Source organism: Cupriavidus sp. 207A1, from assembly GCF_057798955.1.
The window spans coordinates 536,619-554,407 of sequence record NZ_JBYOJO010000002.1 but is presented as its reverse complement, the minus strand read 5'-3'; the positions used below and the strand labels follow the sequence as shown (position 1 = coordinate 554,407).

Sequence of the window (17,789 nt, the reverse complement as noted above, 5' to 3'; positions counted from 1 at the left end):
GCACTCGCGGGGTCGTCAGGCAGGATCGGGCGCCACGTCGCAGCTGCTGCCGGTGCTGGCAGCCATTTCGCGCGCGGCCTTGGCGCCTTCCACCTGCAGGATGTCGGGCAGCGAGACGTGGTTCTTGGCCGCGATCACCTCGGCCAGGATCGAGATCGCGATCTCCGGCGGCGTGCGGCTGCCGATATAGATGCCCACCGGGCCGTGCAGCCGTGCCAGCTGCAGCTCGGTCAGGTCGAACTCCTTGAGCCGTTCGCGGCGCGCCTGGTTGTTGCGGCGCGACCCCAGCGCGCCCACATAGAAGGCGCGGGTGCGCAGCGCTTCCATCAGCGCCAGGTCGTCCAGCTTGGGGTCGTGCGTCAGCGCGATCACCGCGCAGCGTTCGTCCAGCTTCATGTCGGTGACGGTGTCGTCCGGCATGGTGCGTACCATGGTGACGCCGGGGATGTCCCAGGTCTCGGTGTATTCCTCGCGCGGGTCGCACACGGTGACCTGGAAGCCCAGGCCGACCGCGATCTGGCACAGGTACTTGGACAGCTGCCCGGCGCCGATCACCAGCATGCGGTAGCGCGGGCCGTGGATGGTGAGCAGGGTCTTGCCGTCGAACGCCAGCCCGTCGGTGGCATTGGCCGGGCCCAGCGTGGCCGCGCCCGTGGTCATGTCGAGCGTGCGCGCGACCAGCCGGCCGTTCTCCACGGCGTCGAGCAGTTCGGCGATGCCGCTGGCCGGACCCAGCGGCTCGGCGACCAGCTCGATGGTGCCGCCGCACGGCAGGCCAAAGCGGTGCGCTTCCTCGGCGCTGATGCCGTACTTGATCGCTTCAGGCCGGTCAGAGGTGATGCCTTGGCGGCGCACGCGGTCGATGATGTCGTCCTCGATGCAGCCGCCCGAGACCGAACCGACCACCAGGCCGTCGTCGCGCACGGCCAGCATCGCACCCTCGGGCCGGGGCGACGATCCCCAGGTCCGCACTACCGTCACCAGCAGCACGCGGTGGCCTTGCTGCTGCCACTGCACGCTGTTCTTCAGGACTTCGAGATCCACGCTGTCCATGATCGTTTCCGCTTCGCTTGTTCTGTCGGTTCGTTATCGGAGTTGTCGCCGGCGGCTGCGGCGGGGGCGCCCTCGGCCGCTGGCGTGCTGTCTGTGGCGTCAGGGGTGACGGCCTCGGTGAAGCGCGCAAAGAAGGTGTCAGCCATCTTGCGTGCCGCGGCGTCCACCAGCCGCGAGCCGATCTGGGCGATCTTGCCCCCCACCTGGGCGTTGACGGTATAGGTCAGGACAGTTTCATCGCCGTCTGGTTCCAGCCGGACTTGGGCGCTGCCCTTGCCGAAGCCCGCCGCGCCACCCTGGCCGTCGAAACGGATGGTGTAGCTGTCGGGCGCCTGGATGTCTTCCAGCGCCATGCGGCCCTTGAAGCGCGCCTTGACCGGGCCCACCGCGGCCGTCATCGCCAGCAGGTAGGCGTGGTCGCCGTCGGGCTCGATACTCTCACATCCCGGGATGCATTGCTTGAGCAGCTCGGTGTCGTTGAGCGCTTCCCATGCCACCTGCTGCGGCACCGGCAGGCGCTGGCTCTGGTTCATTTCCATGGCGGGGTTTCCTTTCTTGGCGAGTTGGGGGCGCCGGCCCGCGCCAGCCCGCCCTGGTCGGACAGCAGGGATTCGAGCGCCAGCAGGCTATCCAGGTTGTGCGCGGGGCGCAGCGCATCGACATGCGGCAGGATCGCCTGCACGCCGCGCGCCTGCGGCGTGAATCCAGGGTAGCGCAGCAGCGGGTTGAGCCAGACGATGCGATGGGCAAAGCGGCGCAAGCGAGCCATTTCGTCGCCGAGCAGGTCGATATGTTCGTGGTCGAGCCCGTCGGTCACCAGCAGCACCGTGGCGCGGCCGGACAGCGTGCGGCGCGCCCAGTGGCGGTTGAAGCTCGCCAGCGCGGCGCCGATGCGGGTGCCGCCGGCCCAGTCGCGCACCTGGCTTGTAATCACGGCGACGGCTTCGTCGGGGTCGCGCTCGCGCAGCGAGCGGGTGATATTGGTCAGCCGCGTACCGAACAGGAACACCGACAACCGCTCGCGCGACTGCATCAGCGCATGGCAGAAGTACAGCACCGCGCGCGAGTACTGGCTCATCGAGCCCGAGATATCGAGCAGCAGCACCAGCGGCGGCTTGCGCTCGGCGTGCCTGCGGAATTTCCAGCGCAGCCACTCACCGTGCTGGCGCACCGCCAGGCGCGCGCTGGCGCGCAGGTCGGCGTGCGTGCCGCAGGTGGCGGCGCGCAGCCGGCGCGTGCGCTGCAGCGCAAGGTGGGTGCGGCGGGTGCGCACCAGATGCTGCAGGGCGCGCCATTCCTGCGCGGTCAGGGTTTCGAAATCGCGCTGCGCCAGGCGTTCCTGGTCGGAGAAGGTCAGCGGCACGTGGATGCGCTCGGCTTCGGTCTGTGCCGGACGCGTGGGCATATCGGGCTGGCGCGCGGCCAGCGCATCGGCCAGCCGGTTGCTGCGCTTCGGCGGCGGCGCGCCCGCGTCGACACGCGGCAGCAGCAGCGCGCGCAGCTTGCCTTCCCAGTCGGGATCGCGCCAGAACAGGTCGAAGGCGGCGTCGAACAGCGGCCGCTGGTCGGGGCCGGACAGCACCAGCGCCGCCAGCGCGGCGCGCACGTCGTCGCGCCGGCCGATGTCGACCAGGCGCAGCGCGGCCAGTGCATCGACCGCGTGCGCCGGCGACAAGGCGAAGCCGCCGTCGCGCAGCAGCCGCATGAAGTGGGTGACGTTGCGCGCCAGCACCGGCAGTCCTGCATGCGGACCGCCGCTGCGCGCCGCGGCGTGCAGCATGGGCACGGCTCAGCCTCCCGGCGCGGCGCCCGCCAGCAGTTCCGCCACGGTGGGGCCGTCGACGCGCGCCAGGTCGTCCTGGTATTTGAGCAGCACGCCCAGCGTGTCGCGCACCGATTGCGGGTCGAGCTCGGTTACACCCAGCGCCGCCAGCGCGCGGCACCAGTCGATGGCCTCGGCGATGCCGGGCGCCTTGAACAGGTCGATGCCGCGCAGCCTGTGCACGAAGTCAATCGCCTGCGCCTGCAGCGCGGCAGCGGCCTCGGGCGCGCGCGCGGCGACGATCTGCAATTCACGGTCGCGGTCGGGATAGCCAACCCACTGGTACAGGCAGCGGCGCTTGAGCGCGTCGTGGACCTCGCGCGTGCGGTTGGAGGTGATCACGATCAGCGGCGGGCGCTCGGCGCGGATCACGCCGATCTCGGGAATCGACACCTGGAATTCGGACAGCACCTCGAGCAGGAAGGCCTCGAACGGTTCGTCGGCGCGGTCGATCTCGTCGATCAGCAGCACGCGCGGCACGCCCGGTGCGGCGGGATCGGGCAGCAGCGACTCCAGCAGCGGGCGCTTGAGCAGGTAGTCGTCGTGGTACAGCGATTGCGCCTCGGGCCGCTCGCCACGGGCTTCGGCCAGGCGCAGGGCCATGATCTGGCGCGGGTAGTCCCATTCGTACAGGGCGCTGGCGGCGTCGAGTCCCTCATAGCATTGCAGCCGCAGCAGGCGCGTGCCGAGCACGCCCGCCATGGCTTGCGCCAGTGCAGTCTTGCCGACCCCGGGCTCGCCTTCGAGGAACAGCGGACGCTGCATGCGCAGCGCGAGGTAGAGCACCGTGGCGGTTTCGCGGTCGGCGAAGTATTGCTGGTGTTCGAGCTGGGCGAGGGTGTCGTCGATGGAGGTGGGGAGCATGAAGCGTTCTGTTTTGCCGACGCGCCTCGCACGCCAGCGGTTTGCTCCCCTCTTCCGCGGGGGGGCGTGGGGGGGGTGTTTGGCGGGGGGCTGGAATTAGCGACGGCGCTCACTTCGTGGAGGCGCCGGCCCTCACCCCCGGCCCCTCTCCCGCCTTGCGGGAGAGGGGAGACCACAATGGGACAGGTGATGCGCCACTACCCCTTCACCGCCGCCTCCACCGCCCTTGCCGCCAGCACCGGAATCAGATGCGCCCGGTACTCCGCCGACGCATGCAGGTCAGTATTCAGCTTCCCCGCATCGACCTTCACCCCACGCGCCGCCTGCGTGCTGAAGTCGGCCGACAACGCCTGCTCCAGCGGCTGGCAACGGAACACGCTGTCGGCCGCCCCGGTGACCGCCACGCGCACCGTATTGCCGGTGCGCGCCACCATCACCCCCACCAGCGCAAAGCGCGATGCCGGATTGCGGAACTTCACATAGGCCGCCTGATCCGGGATCGGGAACCGCACCGCGGTGATCAGCTCGTCGGGTTCCAGCGCGGTTTCGTAGAGGCCCTTGAAGAAGTCATCCGCCGCGATGCTGCGCCGGTCGGTGACCACGGTGGCGCCCAGCCCCAGCACCGCCGCGGGATAGCACGCCGCCGGGTCATCGTTCGCCAGCGCGCCGCCGATGGTTCCCATCGCGCGCACCTGCCGGTCGCCGATGCCGCCGGCCAGCGCCGCCAGCGCCGGGATGCGCTGGCGCACCTCGGCGTTGGCTTCCACGTCGGCATGGCGCGCGGCGGCACCGATGACGACCTCCTTGCCTTCGACGCGGATCTCGGCCATGCCGGGAATGCGCGCGACGTCGACCAGCGTCGACGGCGATGCCAGCCGCAGCTTCATCGCCGCCAGCAGGCTCTGGCCGCCGCCGAGGAACTTGGCGTCGGGATCGGCCTTGAGTTTTTCCACCGCCGCCTTGGCATCCGCGGCGCGTTCAAAGTTGAATGCGTACATGTCGGTTTCCTTTGCGGTGCGGTGGCTCAGGGCTGGGGTTGCGCTGCCTGGATCGCCTGCCATACGCGATGCGGCGTGGCGGGCATCTGCACATCCTTCACCCCCAGCGGCGACAGCGCGTCGACCAGCGCGTTGATGAAGGCCGGCGGCGAGCCGATCGCGCCGGCCTCGCCGCAGCCCTTCACTCCCAGCGGGTTGTGCGTGCAGGGCGTGCCGCTGGCGGTCTCGACGGTGAAGTCGGGCAGGTCGCCGGCGCGCGGCATGGCGTAGTCCATGTACGAGCCGGTCAGCAGCTGGCCGCTGTCTTCGTCGTAGACGCACTGCTCCAGCATGGCCTGGCCCAGCCCCTGGCCGATGCCGCCATGCACCTGGCCTTCGACGATCATCGGGTTGATGATGTTGCCGAAGTCGTCGACCGCGGTGAACTTGACCACCTGCGACGCGCCGGTGTCGGGGTCGACCTCCACCTCGCACACATAGGCGCCGGACGGGTAGGTGAAGTTGGTCGGGTCGTAGAAGGCGTTTTCGTTCAGGCCCGGCTCGAGCTTGTCGAGCGGGTAGTTGTGCGGCACGTAGGCGCTCAGCGCGACCTCGCCGAAGGTCTTGGTGCGGTCCGTGCCGGCCACGCGGAACACGCCGTTGCTGAACTCGATGTCGCTGTCAGACGCCTCCAGCAGGTGCGCGGCGATCTTCTTGGCCTTGGCCTCGATCTTGTCGAGCGCCTTGACGATGGCGGAGCCGCCCACCGCCAGCGAGCGCGAGCCGTAGGTGCCCATGCCGAACGGCACGCGCCCGGTGTCGCCGTGCACGATCTCGACCTGGTCGAGCTGCAGCCCGAGGCGGTCGGCCACCACTTGCGCGAAAGTGGTTTCGTGCCCCTGGCCATGGCTGTGCGAGCCGGTGAAGACCGTCACCGTGCCGGTCGGGTGCACGCGGATCTCGCCCACCTCGAACAGGCCGGCACGCGCGCCAAGCGCGCCGGCGATGTTGGAAGGCGCCAGCCCGCAGGCCTCGATGTAGCAGGAATAACCGAGGCCGCGCAGCTTGCCGCGCTGCTTCGCCTCGTCGCGCCGCGCCGGGAAGCCCTTGACGTCGGCCAGCTCTTGCGCGCGCGCCAGGCACGGCTCGTAGTCGCCGGTGTCGTAGGTCAGGCCCACCGGGGTTGCGTACGGGAACTGGCGGATGAAGTTTTTGCGCCGCAGTTCGGCCGGATCGATGTTCAGCTCGCGCGCGGCGGTTTCGACCAGCCGTTCGACCACGAAGGTCGCTTCGGGCCGCCCCGCGCCGCGGTAGGCATCCACCGGCGCGGTGTTGGTGAACACCGCCTTGACCTCCGCATAGATCGCCGGCGTGGAGTACTGGCCGGCCAGCAGCGTCGCATACAGGATGGTCGGCACGCTGCTGGCAAAGGTCGACAGGTACGCGCCCATGTTGGCGACCGTATGCACGCGCATCGCCAGGAACTTGCCGTCGGCATCGAGCGCCAGCTCGGCCTTGGTCACGTGGTCGCGGCCGTGCGCGTCGGTCAGGAACGACTCGCTGCGGTCCGCGGTCCACTTGACCGGGCGGCCGACCTTCTTCGATGCCCACGTCAGCGCCACGTCTTCCGGATACAGGAAGATCTTGGAGCCGAAGCCGCCGCCGACGTCGGGCGCGATGATGCGCAGCCGCGATTCCGGCAGCCCCAGCACGAACGCGCCCATCAGCAGGCGCTCGACATGCGGGTTCTGGCTGGCGACGTAGACGGTGTAGCTGTCGTCCTGGCGCGCATAGCTGGCGTTGACCGCGCGCGGCTCGATTGCGTTGGGAATCAGCCGGTTGTTGACGATCTCCAGCGTGGTCACGTGCGCGGCCTTGGCGAAGGCGGCGTCGGTGGCGGCCTTGTCGCCGTGGCCCCAGGTGTAGCAGGTGTTGGCCGGCACGTCGTCGTGCACCAGCGTCGACGCCGATGCGGCATCGGCGGCGCCGACCACGGCAGGCAGCTCTTCGTAGTCGACCTCGATCTGCTCGGCGGCGTCGCGCGCCTGCTGCAGGGTCTCGGCGATCACCAGCGCCACCTGGTCGCCGACGTGGCGCACCTTGTCGTGGGCGATCACCGGGTGCGGCGGCTCTTTCATCGGCGTGCCGTCGATGCTGTGGATCAGCCAGCCGCAGGGCAGGCCGCCCACCTTGTCGGCGGCAAGCTCGGCGCCGGTCAGCACGGCGATCACGCCGGGCGCGGCCAGCGCCGCGGTCTTGTCGATCGAGCGGATGCGCGCGTGCGCGTACGGCGAGCGCAGGAAATACCCGTAGCTCTGCTGCGGCAGCACGATGTCGTCGGTGTACTGGCCGTTGCCGGTCAGGTAGCGGTAGTCTTCCTTGCGCTTGACCGAAGCGCCCACCAGGCGCTGGTTGTCGGGTGCGTTCATGGCAGGTCCCCCTTATTCCGCGCTGGCGGCGCTGGCCGCCGTGCCCTGCATGGCCGCCTGGCCCTGCTGCACCGCACGCACGATATTGTGGTAGCCCGTGCAGCGGCACAGGTTGCCTTCCAGGTGGGCGCGGATGGTGGCGGCGTCGGCGTCGGGATGCTGCTGGACCAGCGCGGTCGCGCTCATCACCATGCCCGGCGTGCAGAAGCCGCATTGCAGCCCGTGGCATTCGCGGAAAGCCTCCTGCATCGGGTGCAGGCCGTTGCCAACCTTGTCCCCGGCCAGTCCTTCGATGGTGGTCACGGTGGCGCCGTCCGCCTGCAGCGCCAGGATGTTGCACGACTTGACCGCCCGGCCATCCAGGTGGACCGTGCAGGCGCCGCACTGCGCCGTGTCGCAGCCGACGTGGGTGCCGGTCAGGCGCAGCTGTTCGCGCAGGAACTGGACCAGGAGGGTGTTGGGTTCTACCTGCGCGTCAACGGGCTTGCCGTTGACCGTCAGGCGGATCGGAATCGCCATGCTTGTCTCCATGTGGGGTGGACGCGCATGACCAATTCCCAGATCCCGAAAGCAAAGCGCGGGACTGGCCACGACGCGGTACTGCCGCTTAAGACGGCTATAGGACGGCTAATTCGTGATATTGGTGCTGCCGCTGCAACTGCGGTTGGTGCGCCAGCGAACCTTGCGGCCGGCGCATCGGCACGGCCGGCGAACGTTTGGCCGCGACAGGCTCTAACAGTTAATCACAAATCCCGCACAGGTGCCATGTGGTTTGCCCGCGCCCCGTTTGGGGCACGGCCCGCTAGAATGAGCCGCGCCACCGGCCCTGTCCCCTTACATGGAAGCCTTCTTCGACTGGCTGTTCGAAACCATTGCCTTGCCCAAGGTAGGCCTGCCCGCGATCTTCGTGGTCAGCCTGGTGTCGGCCACCTTGCTGCCGCTCGGCTCCGAGCCCGCCGTGTTCGGCTACGTCAAGCTCAATCCGCAGATGTTCTGGCCGGCGATCCTGGTGGCCACCGCCGGCAACACGGTTGGCGGCGCGATCGACTGGTGGCTGGGCTACGCGGCCAAGCTGGCACTGGTGCGCTACCACAAGCGGCGCCGTGCGCGCGAGCACGAGGCCGAACACCTGGAGCACCGCGCCCACGCGCGCAAGCCGCCCAAGCCCAAGCTCGATGCGCGCTACTTCCGCTGGATGCGCCGGCTGGGCCCGCCCACGCTGCTGATGTCATGGCTGCCCGGCGTTGGTGATCCATTGTGCACTTTGGCCGGCTGGCTGCGCCTGTCTTTCTGGCCCAGCCTGGCCTGGATGGCGGTCGGCAAGTTCCTGCGCTACCTGGTCATGACCGCTGGGCTGATGTGGATTCCGGACACTTTCTGGCAGAACATTGCGCACACCGTGAAGGCCTGGTTCTGATTCCGGCGCGGCTTCGGGACCGTCTTGCGGGGCGCATCGGGCGCCCGGACAGTCGCTAATCCCTTGTTCCGACAAGGATTCCGTCATGCTGCGGTGCGGCGAAAGCAGGGCTTGCAGTACAATCGCCCTTTACTGAACGATTCGCGCACTGTCCCCGTGCGCAGCAGGAAGCGGTCCCCCCATGAACGCCCCACTCGTGCTCGACGCCAAGCTCGCCGCGCAGGACGCCCCGCCGCGCCTGCGTGAAATCCCCTATAACTACACGTCCTTCTCGGACCGCGAGATTGTCATCCGCCTGCTCGGCGAGGAAGCCTGGCGCATCCTGGACGAGCTGCGCAGCGAGCGCCGCACCGGCCGCTCGGCCCGCATGCTGTACGAGGTGCTGGGCGATATCTGGGTGGTGCGCCGCAATCCCTACCTGCAGGACGACCTGCTGGAAAATCCCAAGCGCCGCCAGATGCTGGTCAGCGCGCTGCACCACCGCCTGAACGAGATCGAGAAGCGCCGCGCCGCCGACCGTGCCGAGCACGCCGAGCCCGCCGCCGAGGACCGCTCGCACCGCGTGGAGCAGCTGGTCGCCTTCGCCAAGCAGGCGATCGAGGACTTCAAGAACGAATTCGCCGCCGCCTACGACCTGCGCAAGCGCGCGCAGCGCGTACTGGGCCGCGTCACGCAGAAGGACAACATCAAGTTCGATGGCCTGTCGCGCGTGTCGCACGTGACCGACGCCACCGACTGGCGCGTGGAATACCCGTTCGTGGTGCTGACGCCCGACACCGAGGAAGAGATCGCCGGCCTGGTCAAGGGCTGCTTCGAGCTCGGCCTGACCATCATCCCGCGCGGGGGCGGTACCGGCTACACCGGCGGCGCCGTGCCGCTGACGCCGATGAGCGCGGTGATCAATACCGAGAAGCTGGAGCAGCTGGGGCCGGTCGAGCAGACCGACCTGCCGGGCGTGTCGCACAAGGTCGCGACCATCTTCTCCGGCGCCGGCGTGGTGACGCGCCGCGTGGCTGACGCGGCCGATAAGGCTGGCCTGGTGTTCGCGGTCGACCCGACTTCGATCGACGCCTCGTGCATCGGCGGCAATGTCGCCATGAACGCCGGCGGCAAGAAGGCCGTGCTGTGGGGCACCGCGCTGGACAACCTGGCCTGGTGGCGCATGGTGGACCCGGAGGGCAACTGGCTGGAAATCACCCGGCTGGACCACAACCTGGGCAAGATCCACGACGTGCCGGTGGCCACCTTCGAGCTGAAGTGGTCGGACGGCAACCGCGCCCCGGGCGAGAAGGTGCTGCGCACCGAGACGCTCGCCATCGAGGGCCGCAAGTTCCGCAAGGAAGGCCTGGGCAAGGACGTCACCGACAAGTTCCTGGCCGGCCTGCCCGGCGTGCAGAAGGAAGGCTGCGACGGCATCATCACCAGCGCGCGCTGGATCCTGCACCGCATGCCGAAGTTCATCCGCACCGTGTGCCTGGAGTTCTTCGGCCAGGCGCGCGACGCCATCCCCAGCATCGTCGAGATCAAGGACTTCCTCGATGCCGAGACGCGCAAGCCCGGCGGCGCCATCCTGGCCGGCCTGGAGCACCTGGACGAGCGCTACCTGCGCGCGGTCGGCTACGCCACCAAGAGCAAGCGCAACGCCTTCCCGAAGATGGTGCTGATCGGCGATATCGTCGGCGACGATGAAGACGCCGTGGCGCGCGCCACCTCGGAAGTGATCCGCATGGCCAACGGCAAGAGCGGCGAAGGCTTTATCGCCGTCAGCCCCGAGGCGCGCAAGAAGTTCTGGCTGGACCGTTCGCGCACCGCCGCCATCGCCAAGCACACCAACGCCTTCAAGATCAACGAAGACGTGGTGATTCCGCTGAACCGCATGGGCGAATACACCGACGGCATCGAGCGCATCAATATCGAGCTGTCGATCAAGAGCAAGCTGCAGCTGGTCGACGCGCTGGAAGCGTTCTTCGCGCGCGGCAACCTGCCGCTGGGCCGCAGCGACGACGCCAACGAAATCCCCAGCGCCGAGCTGCTGGAAGACCGCGTGCAGCACGCGCTGACGCTGCTGCGCGAGATCCGTGCGCGCTGGCGCTATCTGCAAGGCCATCTGGACACGCCGCTGGCGCAGGCCAAGGCCTCGCTGATCGGGCACGGGCTGGGGCTGCTCGGGCAGGAGTTCGAGGCGCGGCTGCACCAGCAGCCGGACGCCAGCGTGTTCCACCTGCTGCAGGACCGCACCATCCGCGTGTCGTGGAAGAACGAGATCCGTGCCGAGCTGCGCAAGATCTTCAACGGCGGCGAATTCAAGCCGATCCTGGACGAGGCCCAGAAGATCCACAAGCAGGTGCTGCGCGGCCGCGTCTTCGTGGCGCTGCACATGCACGCCGGCGACGGCAACGTCCACACCAACATCCCGGTCAACTCCGACGACTACGACATGCTGCAGGATGCGCACCGCGCGGTGGCCCGCATCATGGACCTGGCGCGATCGCTGGACGGCGTGATCTCGGGCGAGCACGGCATCGGCATCACCAAGCTGGAGTTCCTGACCGAGGAAGAGATCGGCGACTTCCGCGCCTACAAGCAGAAGGTCGACCCGCAGGGCCGCTTCAACAAGGGCAAGCTCTTGCCTGGCGCCGACCTGCGCAATGCCTATACGCCATCGTTCGGCCTGATGGGGCATGAGTCGCTGATCATGCAGCAGAGCGACATCGGCGCCATTGCCGAAAGCGTCAAGGACTGCCTGCGCTGCGGCAAGTGCAAGCCGGTGTGCGCCACGCACGTGCCGCGCGCCAACCTGCTGTACAGCCCGCGCAACAAGATCCTGGCGACCTCGCTGCTGGTCGAGGCCTTCCTGTACGAGGAGCAGACCCGCCGCGGCATCTCGGTCAAGCACTGGGACGAGTTCTCCGACGTGGCCGACCACTGCACCGTCTGCCACAAGTGCGTGACGCCGTGCCCGGTCAAGATCGACTTCGGCGACGTCTCGATGAACATGCGCAACCTGCTGCGCAAGATGGGGCAGAAGAAGTTCAACCCCGGCACCGCGGCGTCGATGTTCTTCCTCAACGCCACCAACCCCGAGACCATCAACCTGACCCGCAAGGTCATGATCGACTGGGGCTACAAGGCGCAGCGCCTGGGCAACGACGTACTGAAGAAGCTGGCGAAGAAGCAGACCGCGCATCCGCCCGCGACCGTCGGCAAGCCGCCGGTGCGCGAGCAGGTGATCCACTTCATCAACAAGAAGATGCCGGGCAACCTGCCCAAGAAGACCGCGCGCGCGCTGCTCGACATCGAAGACAACGAGATCGTGCCGATCATCCGCGACCCGAAGGCGACCACGCCGGAATCGGAAGCGGTGTTCTACTTCCCGGGCTGCGGCTCGGAGCGGCTGTTCTCGCAGGTCGGGCTGGCGACGCAGGCGATGCTGTGGCACGTCGGCGTGCAGACCGTGCTGCCGCCGGGCTACCTGTGCTGCGGCTATCCGCAGCGCGGCAGCGGCCAGTACGACAAGGCCGAGAAGATCGTCACCGACAACCGCGTGCTGTTCCACCGCGTGGCCAACACGCTGAACTACCTCGACATCAAGACCGTGGTGGTCAGCTGCGGCACCTGCTACGACCAGCTCGCCGGGTATGAATTCGAGAAGATCTTCCCGGGCTGCCGCATCATCGACATCCACGAGTACCTGCTCGAGAAGGGCGTCAAGCTGGAGGGCGTGACCGGTACGCGCTACATGTACCATGATCCCTGCCACACCCCGATCAAGACCATGGACCCGACCAAGCTGGTCAACGACCTGATGGGCGGCAACACGGGTTTGGGCAAGATCGAGAAGAACGAGCGCTGCTGCGGCGAGTCGGGCACGCTGGCGGTGACGCGCCCGGATATCTCGACGCAGGTCCGCTTCCGCAAGGAAGAGGAAATGACCAAGGGTGCCGACAAGCTGCGCGCCGACGGCTTTACCGGCGACGTCAAGATCCTGACCAGCTGCCCGTCGTGCCTGCAGGGACTGTCGCGCTACAAGGAAGATGCGTCGGTGCAGGCGGACTACATCGTGATCGAGATGGCCAAGCACCTGCTGGGTGAAAACTGGCTTCCCGAGTACGTGCAGAAGGCCAATGCCGGCGGCATTGAGAGGGTGCTGGTCTGAGCAAGGGGAGCCAGTCGTCGGCTACGCGAGAACTGGCTCCCGAGTATGCCCCGAAGGCGCGTGCCGGCGGGAGGGTAAGTGTGCCGCTGCGGGGGCTGGTGTACGGCGCTCCTGCGCCGTTATTGATAGCTCATTGTGAACGTCGCGGCGGCATTGGCCGTGCCCGGCGTCACAGTGCCGGTACGGATGTAGCGCGCAGTCAGCGGGACTTGCATGTCGCTGGCGCCGGTCACGGTGCCGACATTGAACTGGTGGAGGTTGCCGGCTACCGCCGACGCGGGCCCGAAACTCATCGGCGTGCCGTTGTAGAGGATTTGGTAGGCCACCCCACCGGCACTCGACCCGCTTGCCAGCGACAGGTTGCTGCCTGTGTTGCCGGGCTGCGTGGCATCGGTGAGGGTCATGGCGATGGCAGTCGGACCGGAGCAGCTGAGCAACAGCCTGAATGCGGTCTGGCCGGCTGTCGAGCCCGTGGCCTGGAAGGCGGAGGCGCTGAGCGGCGGCATGTTGACGGTCAAGGAGGGGGTCTGCACGGTGCAGGCCGGGGCGATGATCTGCGTATTGCCGCTTATCATCAGCTGGGCAACGGTCAGCGAGCCATAGCTGGCTTGCGCCAGCAGGGGGGGCAGCGTAACGGTACCCGGCCTCACCGGACCCGTGACGACCATTTGCATGCGGTAGCGGCTCATCGGGCCGTATGGGGTCCAGGCCTGGTTGGTAATGGCTTGTGATACCGGCGGCGAGGCCAGCGGGGCGCTGTCGATGCTGGGCGTGCCGGACATCCAGTTTGCCCAACCCGCCTTGATGCCGATGCCGGCGACAGTCGTCTGGTATACGTTGCTGTAGCCGGGCACCAGCTGCATCGGGCTCGCATAGCCATACGTGTACTGGAACGTGCCGCTGCACGAAATATTTACCGGGCCGGCCGCAACCCAGTTGCTGTCGTAGAGAACGGTTCCCGTCGGCGTGTCGCGCGGTACACTGATTGTTGCCGGTAGCGAGATGGTTGCAGTGCCGGGATTGCCGCTTGTGACAATGCAGTCGGCGGTCGCCGGGGAAGCAAGGCTCATACTCCAGAGCAGGAGCGCGCAAAGCCTGAGGGCGGCGATCCATCGATTTGCCTGTTTGCGGTGCACGCAGCTGGTCATGACTACTATTTGATTGTTGCCTGGAGGCAATCACTATTCCAGCGGCAAACAAGGGAAACAATAAGCCAAACCTGAAAACGGTATCCTCAGCACGTTTTTTGCATATGCGGAAACGACAGCGAGCCTTGTCGCGAACAACAAGCATCCATGGATAAAATCACCTCATGAGCGGAGTTCCCGACTGCGCCCTGTGCCGCTCCGACGGCGGCGAACTGGTCTGGATGGGCGACCGCGCCCGCCTGATCCTGGTCGAGCATGACCGTTTTCCCGGCTTCTGCCGCATCGTCTGGAACGACCACGTGGCCGAGTTGAGCGACCTTGACGAGGCCGACCAGGCGTGGCTGATGCGGCTGGTCGCGCGCGCGGAGCGGGTGGTGCGCGAAGTGATGACGCCTGACAAGGTCAACCTGGCCGCTTTCGGCAACATGGTGCCGCACCTGCACTGGCATATCATTCCGCGCTACCGCTGGGACACGCATTTCCCCGAGGCCATCTGGGCGGCGCCGCAGCGCGCCGCGGATACCGCGCGCGTGCAGGAACTGGCCAGCCGGCTGCCGGCGCTGCGCACGGCGCTTTCGCTGCTCCAGGCCGACGACGCCTGAGGGGCGCGCGGAACCCGCGCCCGGCCCCGGCCGTCTGAATGCTGTTGACGCCGTGGCCCGTCGCCACGGTATCCAGAACAACAAGCCCGGCCGGCATCCGCTGGCGGGTCAAGCGCTGTCCCTATGTCCTCCACTCCGACCTCAGTCACCGTACCGGGCCCGGCCGTCCCTGCCAAGGCCCTCAAGATCCAGAGCCGGCTGCGCATGGCAGCGACCTGGGCGCTGATCAAGCCCTACTGGAAATCCGAAGACCGCGTGGCTGGCCTTGGCCTGCTTACCCTGGTGATCGCCCTGAACCTGGGCATCGTCTATATCAACGTGCTGCTCAACGAATGGAACCGCGTGTTCTACAACGCGCTGGAGCAGCGCGACTATGCCTCGTTCAAGGTGCTGCTGCTGCGCTTCTCATGGATCGCGGCGTTCTTCATCGTCGCGGCGATTTCGCGCCAGTACTACACCATGATGCTGCAGATGCGCTGGCGTACCTGGATGACCGGCCGCTTCATGGGGCACTGGCTCGGGCACCAGGCCTACTACCGCATCGAACAGACCCACGCCACCGACAACCCCGACCAGCGGATTGCCGATGACCTGCGCCTGTTTACCGACGGCGCGCTGTCGCTGTCGCTGGGGCTGCTCAACTCGGTGGTGACGCTGCTGTCCTTCGTCGGCATCCTGTGGACCGTGTCCGGACCGATCAGCTTCGCGCTGGGCGGCACCGAATGGACCATCCCCGGCTATATGGTGTGGTTCGCGGCCGGCTATGCGGTGATCGGCTCGCTGGTGGCGCACGTGGTCGGCCGCCCGCTGATCGGCCTGAACTTCCAGCAGGAGCAATACGAAGCAGACTTCCGCTTCACGCTGGTGCGCCTGCGCGAGAACAGCGAGCCGGTGGCGCTGTACCGCGGCGAGCCGACCGAGCAGGCCGGCCTGCGCGCGCGCTTCGACCGCATCCGCGCCAACTGGAACCAGCTGATGCGCTATACGCGGCGGCTGACTTTCGTCAGTTCCGGCTATGCGCAGTTCGCCATCATCTTCCCGATCCTGGTCGCGGCGCCGCGCTACTTCGCCGGCAAGATGACGCTGGGCGGGCTGATGCAGACCAGTTCCGCGTTCGGCCAGGTGCAGGGCGCGCTGTCGTGGTTCGTCGACAGCTATGCCACGCTGGTGGGCTGGAAGGCGGCGGCCAACCGCCTGATCGACTTCCACGAAGCCATCCGCGTGGCCGAGCGGCAGGATGCGTCGCAGGATGGCAGCCGTGATATCGAGGTGGCTTACCACGGCAAGCCGCAGGAGGGCATCGCCATCGACAGCCTGGCGCTGGCCTTGCCGGTGCGCGCAGCGCGCGGCGCGGCGGTGGGCCAGCGGCCGCTGGTGGCGCCGTTCTCGCTGGCGGTGGCGCCGGGCGAGCGCTGGCTGGTCAGCGGCCCATCAGGCTGCGGCAAGAGCGTGCTGTTCCGCGCGCTCGCCGGGATCTGGCCGTACGGCAGCGGCACGGTGACCATGCCGGAAGGGGCACGCCGGCTGTTCCTGCCGCAGCGCAGCTACCTGCCGATCGGCACGCTGGCCGATGCGCTGGCCTACCCGGACGCGGGCACCGAGCACAGCAAGGAAGTCCTGCAGGCGGCCCTGCGCCAGACCCGCCTGGCCGCGCTGGCGGACCAGCTCGACGTGTTCGACAACTGGTCGCTGCGGCTGTCGCCGGGCGAGCAGCAGCGCCTGGCCTTTGCGCGCGCGCTGCTGCAGAAGCCCGACTACCTGTTCCTCGACGAAGCCACCAGCGCGCTGGACGAGGATACCGAGCGCGCCATGTACCAGCTGATGGTGGAGCAGTTGCCGCAAACGGCGATCGTCAGCATTGCGCACCGCAGCACCGTGGCGGCGTTCCACCAGCGCAGGCTGCGCTACGTGCCGCAGGACGCGGAAGCGGCCCGGGCTGCGCAAGCCGGCGAGCCTGGGGTAAGCTATCGGGTCGTATGCGAAGCGTGATGCGGGGCTGCCGCGGCAGCCGGCGCGGCCACGGCGGCATCATGCGGCAATCACCCTCACCGGCGCCCCTCAGCGGGCCGCGATCACCATGGCAGGCCTGGAAAAAGACACCCCCCATCCCACCGCGCTGACGGTGCACACGCAATCGCGCGTGCTCGAGATCGGCTTCGACAATGGCCGCAGCTTCCGGCTGCCGTTCGAGCTGCTGCGCGTGTATTCGCCCTCCGCCGAAGTCCAGGGCCATGGCCCTGGACAGGAGGTGCTGCAGACCGGCAAGCGCGAGGTCGGCGTCGACGCGGTCGAGCCGGTCGGCAACTACGCCATCCAGATCCGCTTTTCCGACGGCCACGACACCGGCATCTATTCGTGGGACCTGCTGTACCGCCTGGGCGACAACCAGGACGCGTTGTGGCAGGACTACCTGCAGCGCCTGGAAGCCGCCGGCGCGGACCGCGACACCCCGATGCCCGCCGCAGGTGGCGGGCACGCCTGCGGCCATCACTGAGCCGCCCCCGACAATCCTGGAGTCTTGAAAGATGAGTGAAACCCACTTCGGGTTCGAAAAGGTCGACGAAACGGAAAAGGCCGGCAAGGTTGCCGGCGTGTTCCATTCGGTGGCCAGCAAGTACGACGTGATGAACGACCTGATGTCGGGCGGCATGCACCGGCTGTGGAAGATGTTCACCATCGCGCAGGCTGGGGTGCGCCCGGGTCACAAGGTGCTGGACATTGCCGGCGGCACCGGCGACCTGGCCAAGGCGTTCGCGAAGCAGGCCGGCCCGACCGGACAGGTGTGGCTGACCGACATCAACGAGTCGATGCTGCGCGTGGGCCGCGACCGGCTGCTCAACAAGGGCATCGTCACGCCGGTGGCGCTGTGCGACGCGGAAAAAATCCCGTTCCCCGACAACTACTTCGACCTGGTCACGGTCGCCTTCGGCCTGCGCAACATGACGCACAAGGAAGCTGCGCTGGCGGAGATGCGCCGCGTGGTCAAGCCGGGCGGCAAGGTCATGGTGCTGGAGTTCTCCAAGGTGTGGAAACCGCTGGAGAAGGCCTACGACGTCTATTCTTTCCAGGTGCTGCCGTGGCTGGGCCAGCGCGTGGCAGGGGATGCCCCCAGCTATCGCTATCTCGCGGAATCGATCAGAATGCATCCAGACCAGGTTTCGCTTGTACGCTTAATGGAACATGCAGGCCTGGAGAATGTCGAATACTTCAATCTGACGGCCGGAGTGGTGGCGCTCCACGTCGGGCGCAAGTATTGAGAACACTTGAAAGAACACTTGAAATCGCCATGCTCGCCCGTATATGGGTGAAACTGACAGGGGA

General features: G+C 67.6%; 14 protein-coding genes. 6 read left to right on the top strand and 8 right to left on the bottom strand.

Translation table 11 applies throughout. The features are described 5' to 3' along the window. Window positions 1–15: 15 nt before the first annotated feature. The 7 genes from AC3FMM_RS05320 to AC3FMM_RS05290 form a co-directional block, all read right to left on the bottom strand. On the bottom strand, window positions 16–1,053 hold the full coding sequence (locus AC3FMM_RS05320; RefSeq protein WP_115708105.1) for an XdhC family protein: 1,038 nt from the start codon (window positions 1,051–1,053) through the stop codon (window positions 16–18). After that, on the bottom strand, window positions 1,026–1,592 hold the full coding sequence (locus AC3FMM_RS05315) for an SRPBCC family protein (RefSeq protein ID WP_115708106.1): 567 nt from the start codon (window positions 1,590–1,592) through the stop codon (window positions 1,026–1,028). The genes AC3FMM_RS05320 and AC3FMM_RS05315 overlap by 28 nt, the downstream gene beginning before the upstream one ends. Continuing rightward, entirely contained in the window at window positions 1,583–2,833 is a 1,251-nt protein-coding gene (locus tag AC3FMM_RS05310) for a vWA domain-containing protein (RefSeq protein WP_488686220.1), read from the bottom strand. Before AC3FMM_RS05310 ends, AC3FMM_RS05315 begins: the two co-directional genes overlap by 10 nt. 9 nt (window positions 2,834–2,842) lie before the next feature. Continuing rightward, on the bottom strand, window positions 2,843–3,739 hold the full coding sequence (locus AC3FMM_RS05305; RefSeq protein WP_116312130.1) for an AAA family ATPase: 897 nt from the start codon (window positions 3,737–3,739) through the stop codon (window positions 2,843–2,845). A 197-nt stretch (window positions 3,740–3,936) separates the two neighbouring features. Then, window positions 3,937–4,737 carry an FAD binding domain-containing protein gene (locus AC3FMM_RS05300; RefSeq protein WP_115679349.1) on the bottom strand — a complete coding sequence of 267 codons (801 nt, stop codon included), beginning with the start codon at window positions 4,735–4,737 and terminating at the stop codon, window positions 3,937–3,939. Between the two features lie 26 nt (window positions 4,738–4,763). Continuing rightward, a complete protein-coding gene (locus tag AC3FMM_RS05295) occupies window positions 4,764–7,145 on the bottom strand; it encodes a xanthine dehydrogenase family protein molybdopterin-binding subunit (protein ID WP_115708110.1) in 2,382 nt (793 codons plus the stop codon). Window positions 7,146–7,157: 12 nt separating this feature from the next. Then, entirely contained in the window at window positions 7,158–7,664 is a 507-nt protein-coding gene (locus tag AC3FMM_RS05290) for a (2Fe-2S)-binding protein (RefSeq protein WP_115679351.1), read from the bottom strand. Between the two features lie 319 nt (window positions 7,665–7,983). Between AC3FMM_RS05290 and AC3FMM_RS05285 the strand changes: the two genes are divergently transcribed. Together AC3FMM_RS05285 and AC3FMM_RS05280 are read left to right on the top strand one after the other, a co-directional pair. Then, window positions 7,984–8,562 carry a YqaA family protein gene (locus AC3FMM_RS05285; protein WP_111518313.1) on the top strand — a complete coding sequence of 193 codons (579 nt, stop codon included), beginning with the start codon at window positions 7,984–7,986 and terminating at the stop codon, window positions 8,560–8,562. Window positions 8,563–8,743: 181 nt separating this feature from the next. Then, the gene (locus tag AC3FMM_RS05280) at window positions 8,744–12,718 is read left to right on the top strand and encodes a DUF3683 domain-containing protein (RefSeq protein WP_414249793.1); all 3,975 of its coding nucleotides are present in this window, start codon (window positions 8,744–8,746) and stop codon (window positions 12,716–12,718) included. A 119-nt stretch (window positions 12,719–12,837) separates the two neighbouring features. Here AC3FMM_RS05280 and AC3FMM_RS05275 read toward each other — a convergent pair whose 3' ends face one another. Beyond that, complete coding sequence (locus AC3FMM_RS05275; RefSeq protein ID WP_116312131.1) at window positions 12,838–13,866, bottom strand: fimbrial protein; 1,029 nt, start codon at window positions 13,864–13,866, stop codon at window positions 12,838–12,840. A gap of 164 nt (window positions 13,867–14,030) precedes the next feature. Here AC3FMM_RS05275 and AC3FMM_RS05270 point away from each other — a divergent pair, with 164 nt between their 5' ends. From AC3FMM_RS05270 to ubiE, 4 genes are all read left to right on the top strand, one after another. Next, window positions 14,031–14,468: an HIT family protein gene (locus tag AC3FMM_RS05270; protein ID WP_115708115.1), complete on the top strand. Its 438-nt coding sequence runs from the start codon at window positions 14,031–14,033 to the stop codon at window positions 14,466–14,468. Window positions 14,469–14,591: 123 nt separating this feature from the next. After that, window positions 14,592–16,457 (top strand): ABC transporter ATP-binding protein/permease, encoded by a 1,866-nt coding sequence (locus AC3FMM_RS05265; protein WP_115708117.1) that lies wholly within the window; start codon window positions 14,592–14,594, stop codon window positions 16,455–16,457. Window positions 16,458–16,545: 88 nt separating this feature from the next. After that, window positions 16,546–16,962 (top strand): gamma-butyrobetaine hydroxylase family protein, encoded by a 417-nt coding sequence (locus AC3FMM_RS05260; RefSeq protein WP_012351720.1) that lies wholly within the window; start codon window positions 16,546–16,548, stop codon window positions 16,960–16,962. A 31-nt stretch (window positions 16,963–16,993) separates the two neighbouring features. Then, a complete protein-coding gene (gene ubiE, locus AC3FMM_RS05255) occupies window positions 16,994–17,725 on the top strand; it encodes a bifunctional demethylmenaquinone methyltransferase/2-methoxy-6-polyprenyl-1,4-benzoquinol methylase UbiE (protein WP_115679357.1) in 732 nt (243 codons plus the stop codon). Window positions 17,726–17,789: the final 64 nt, after the last annotated feature.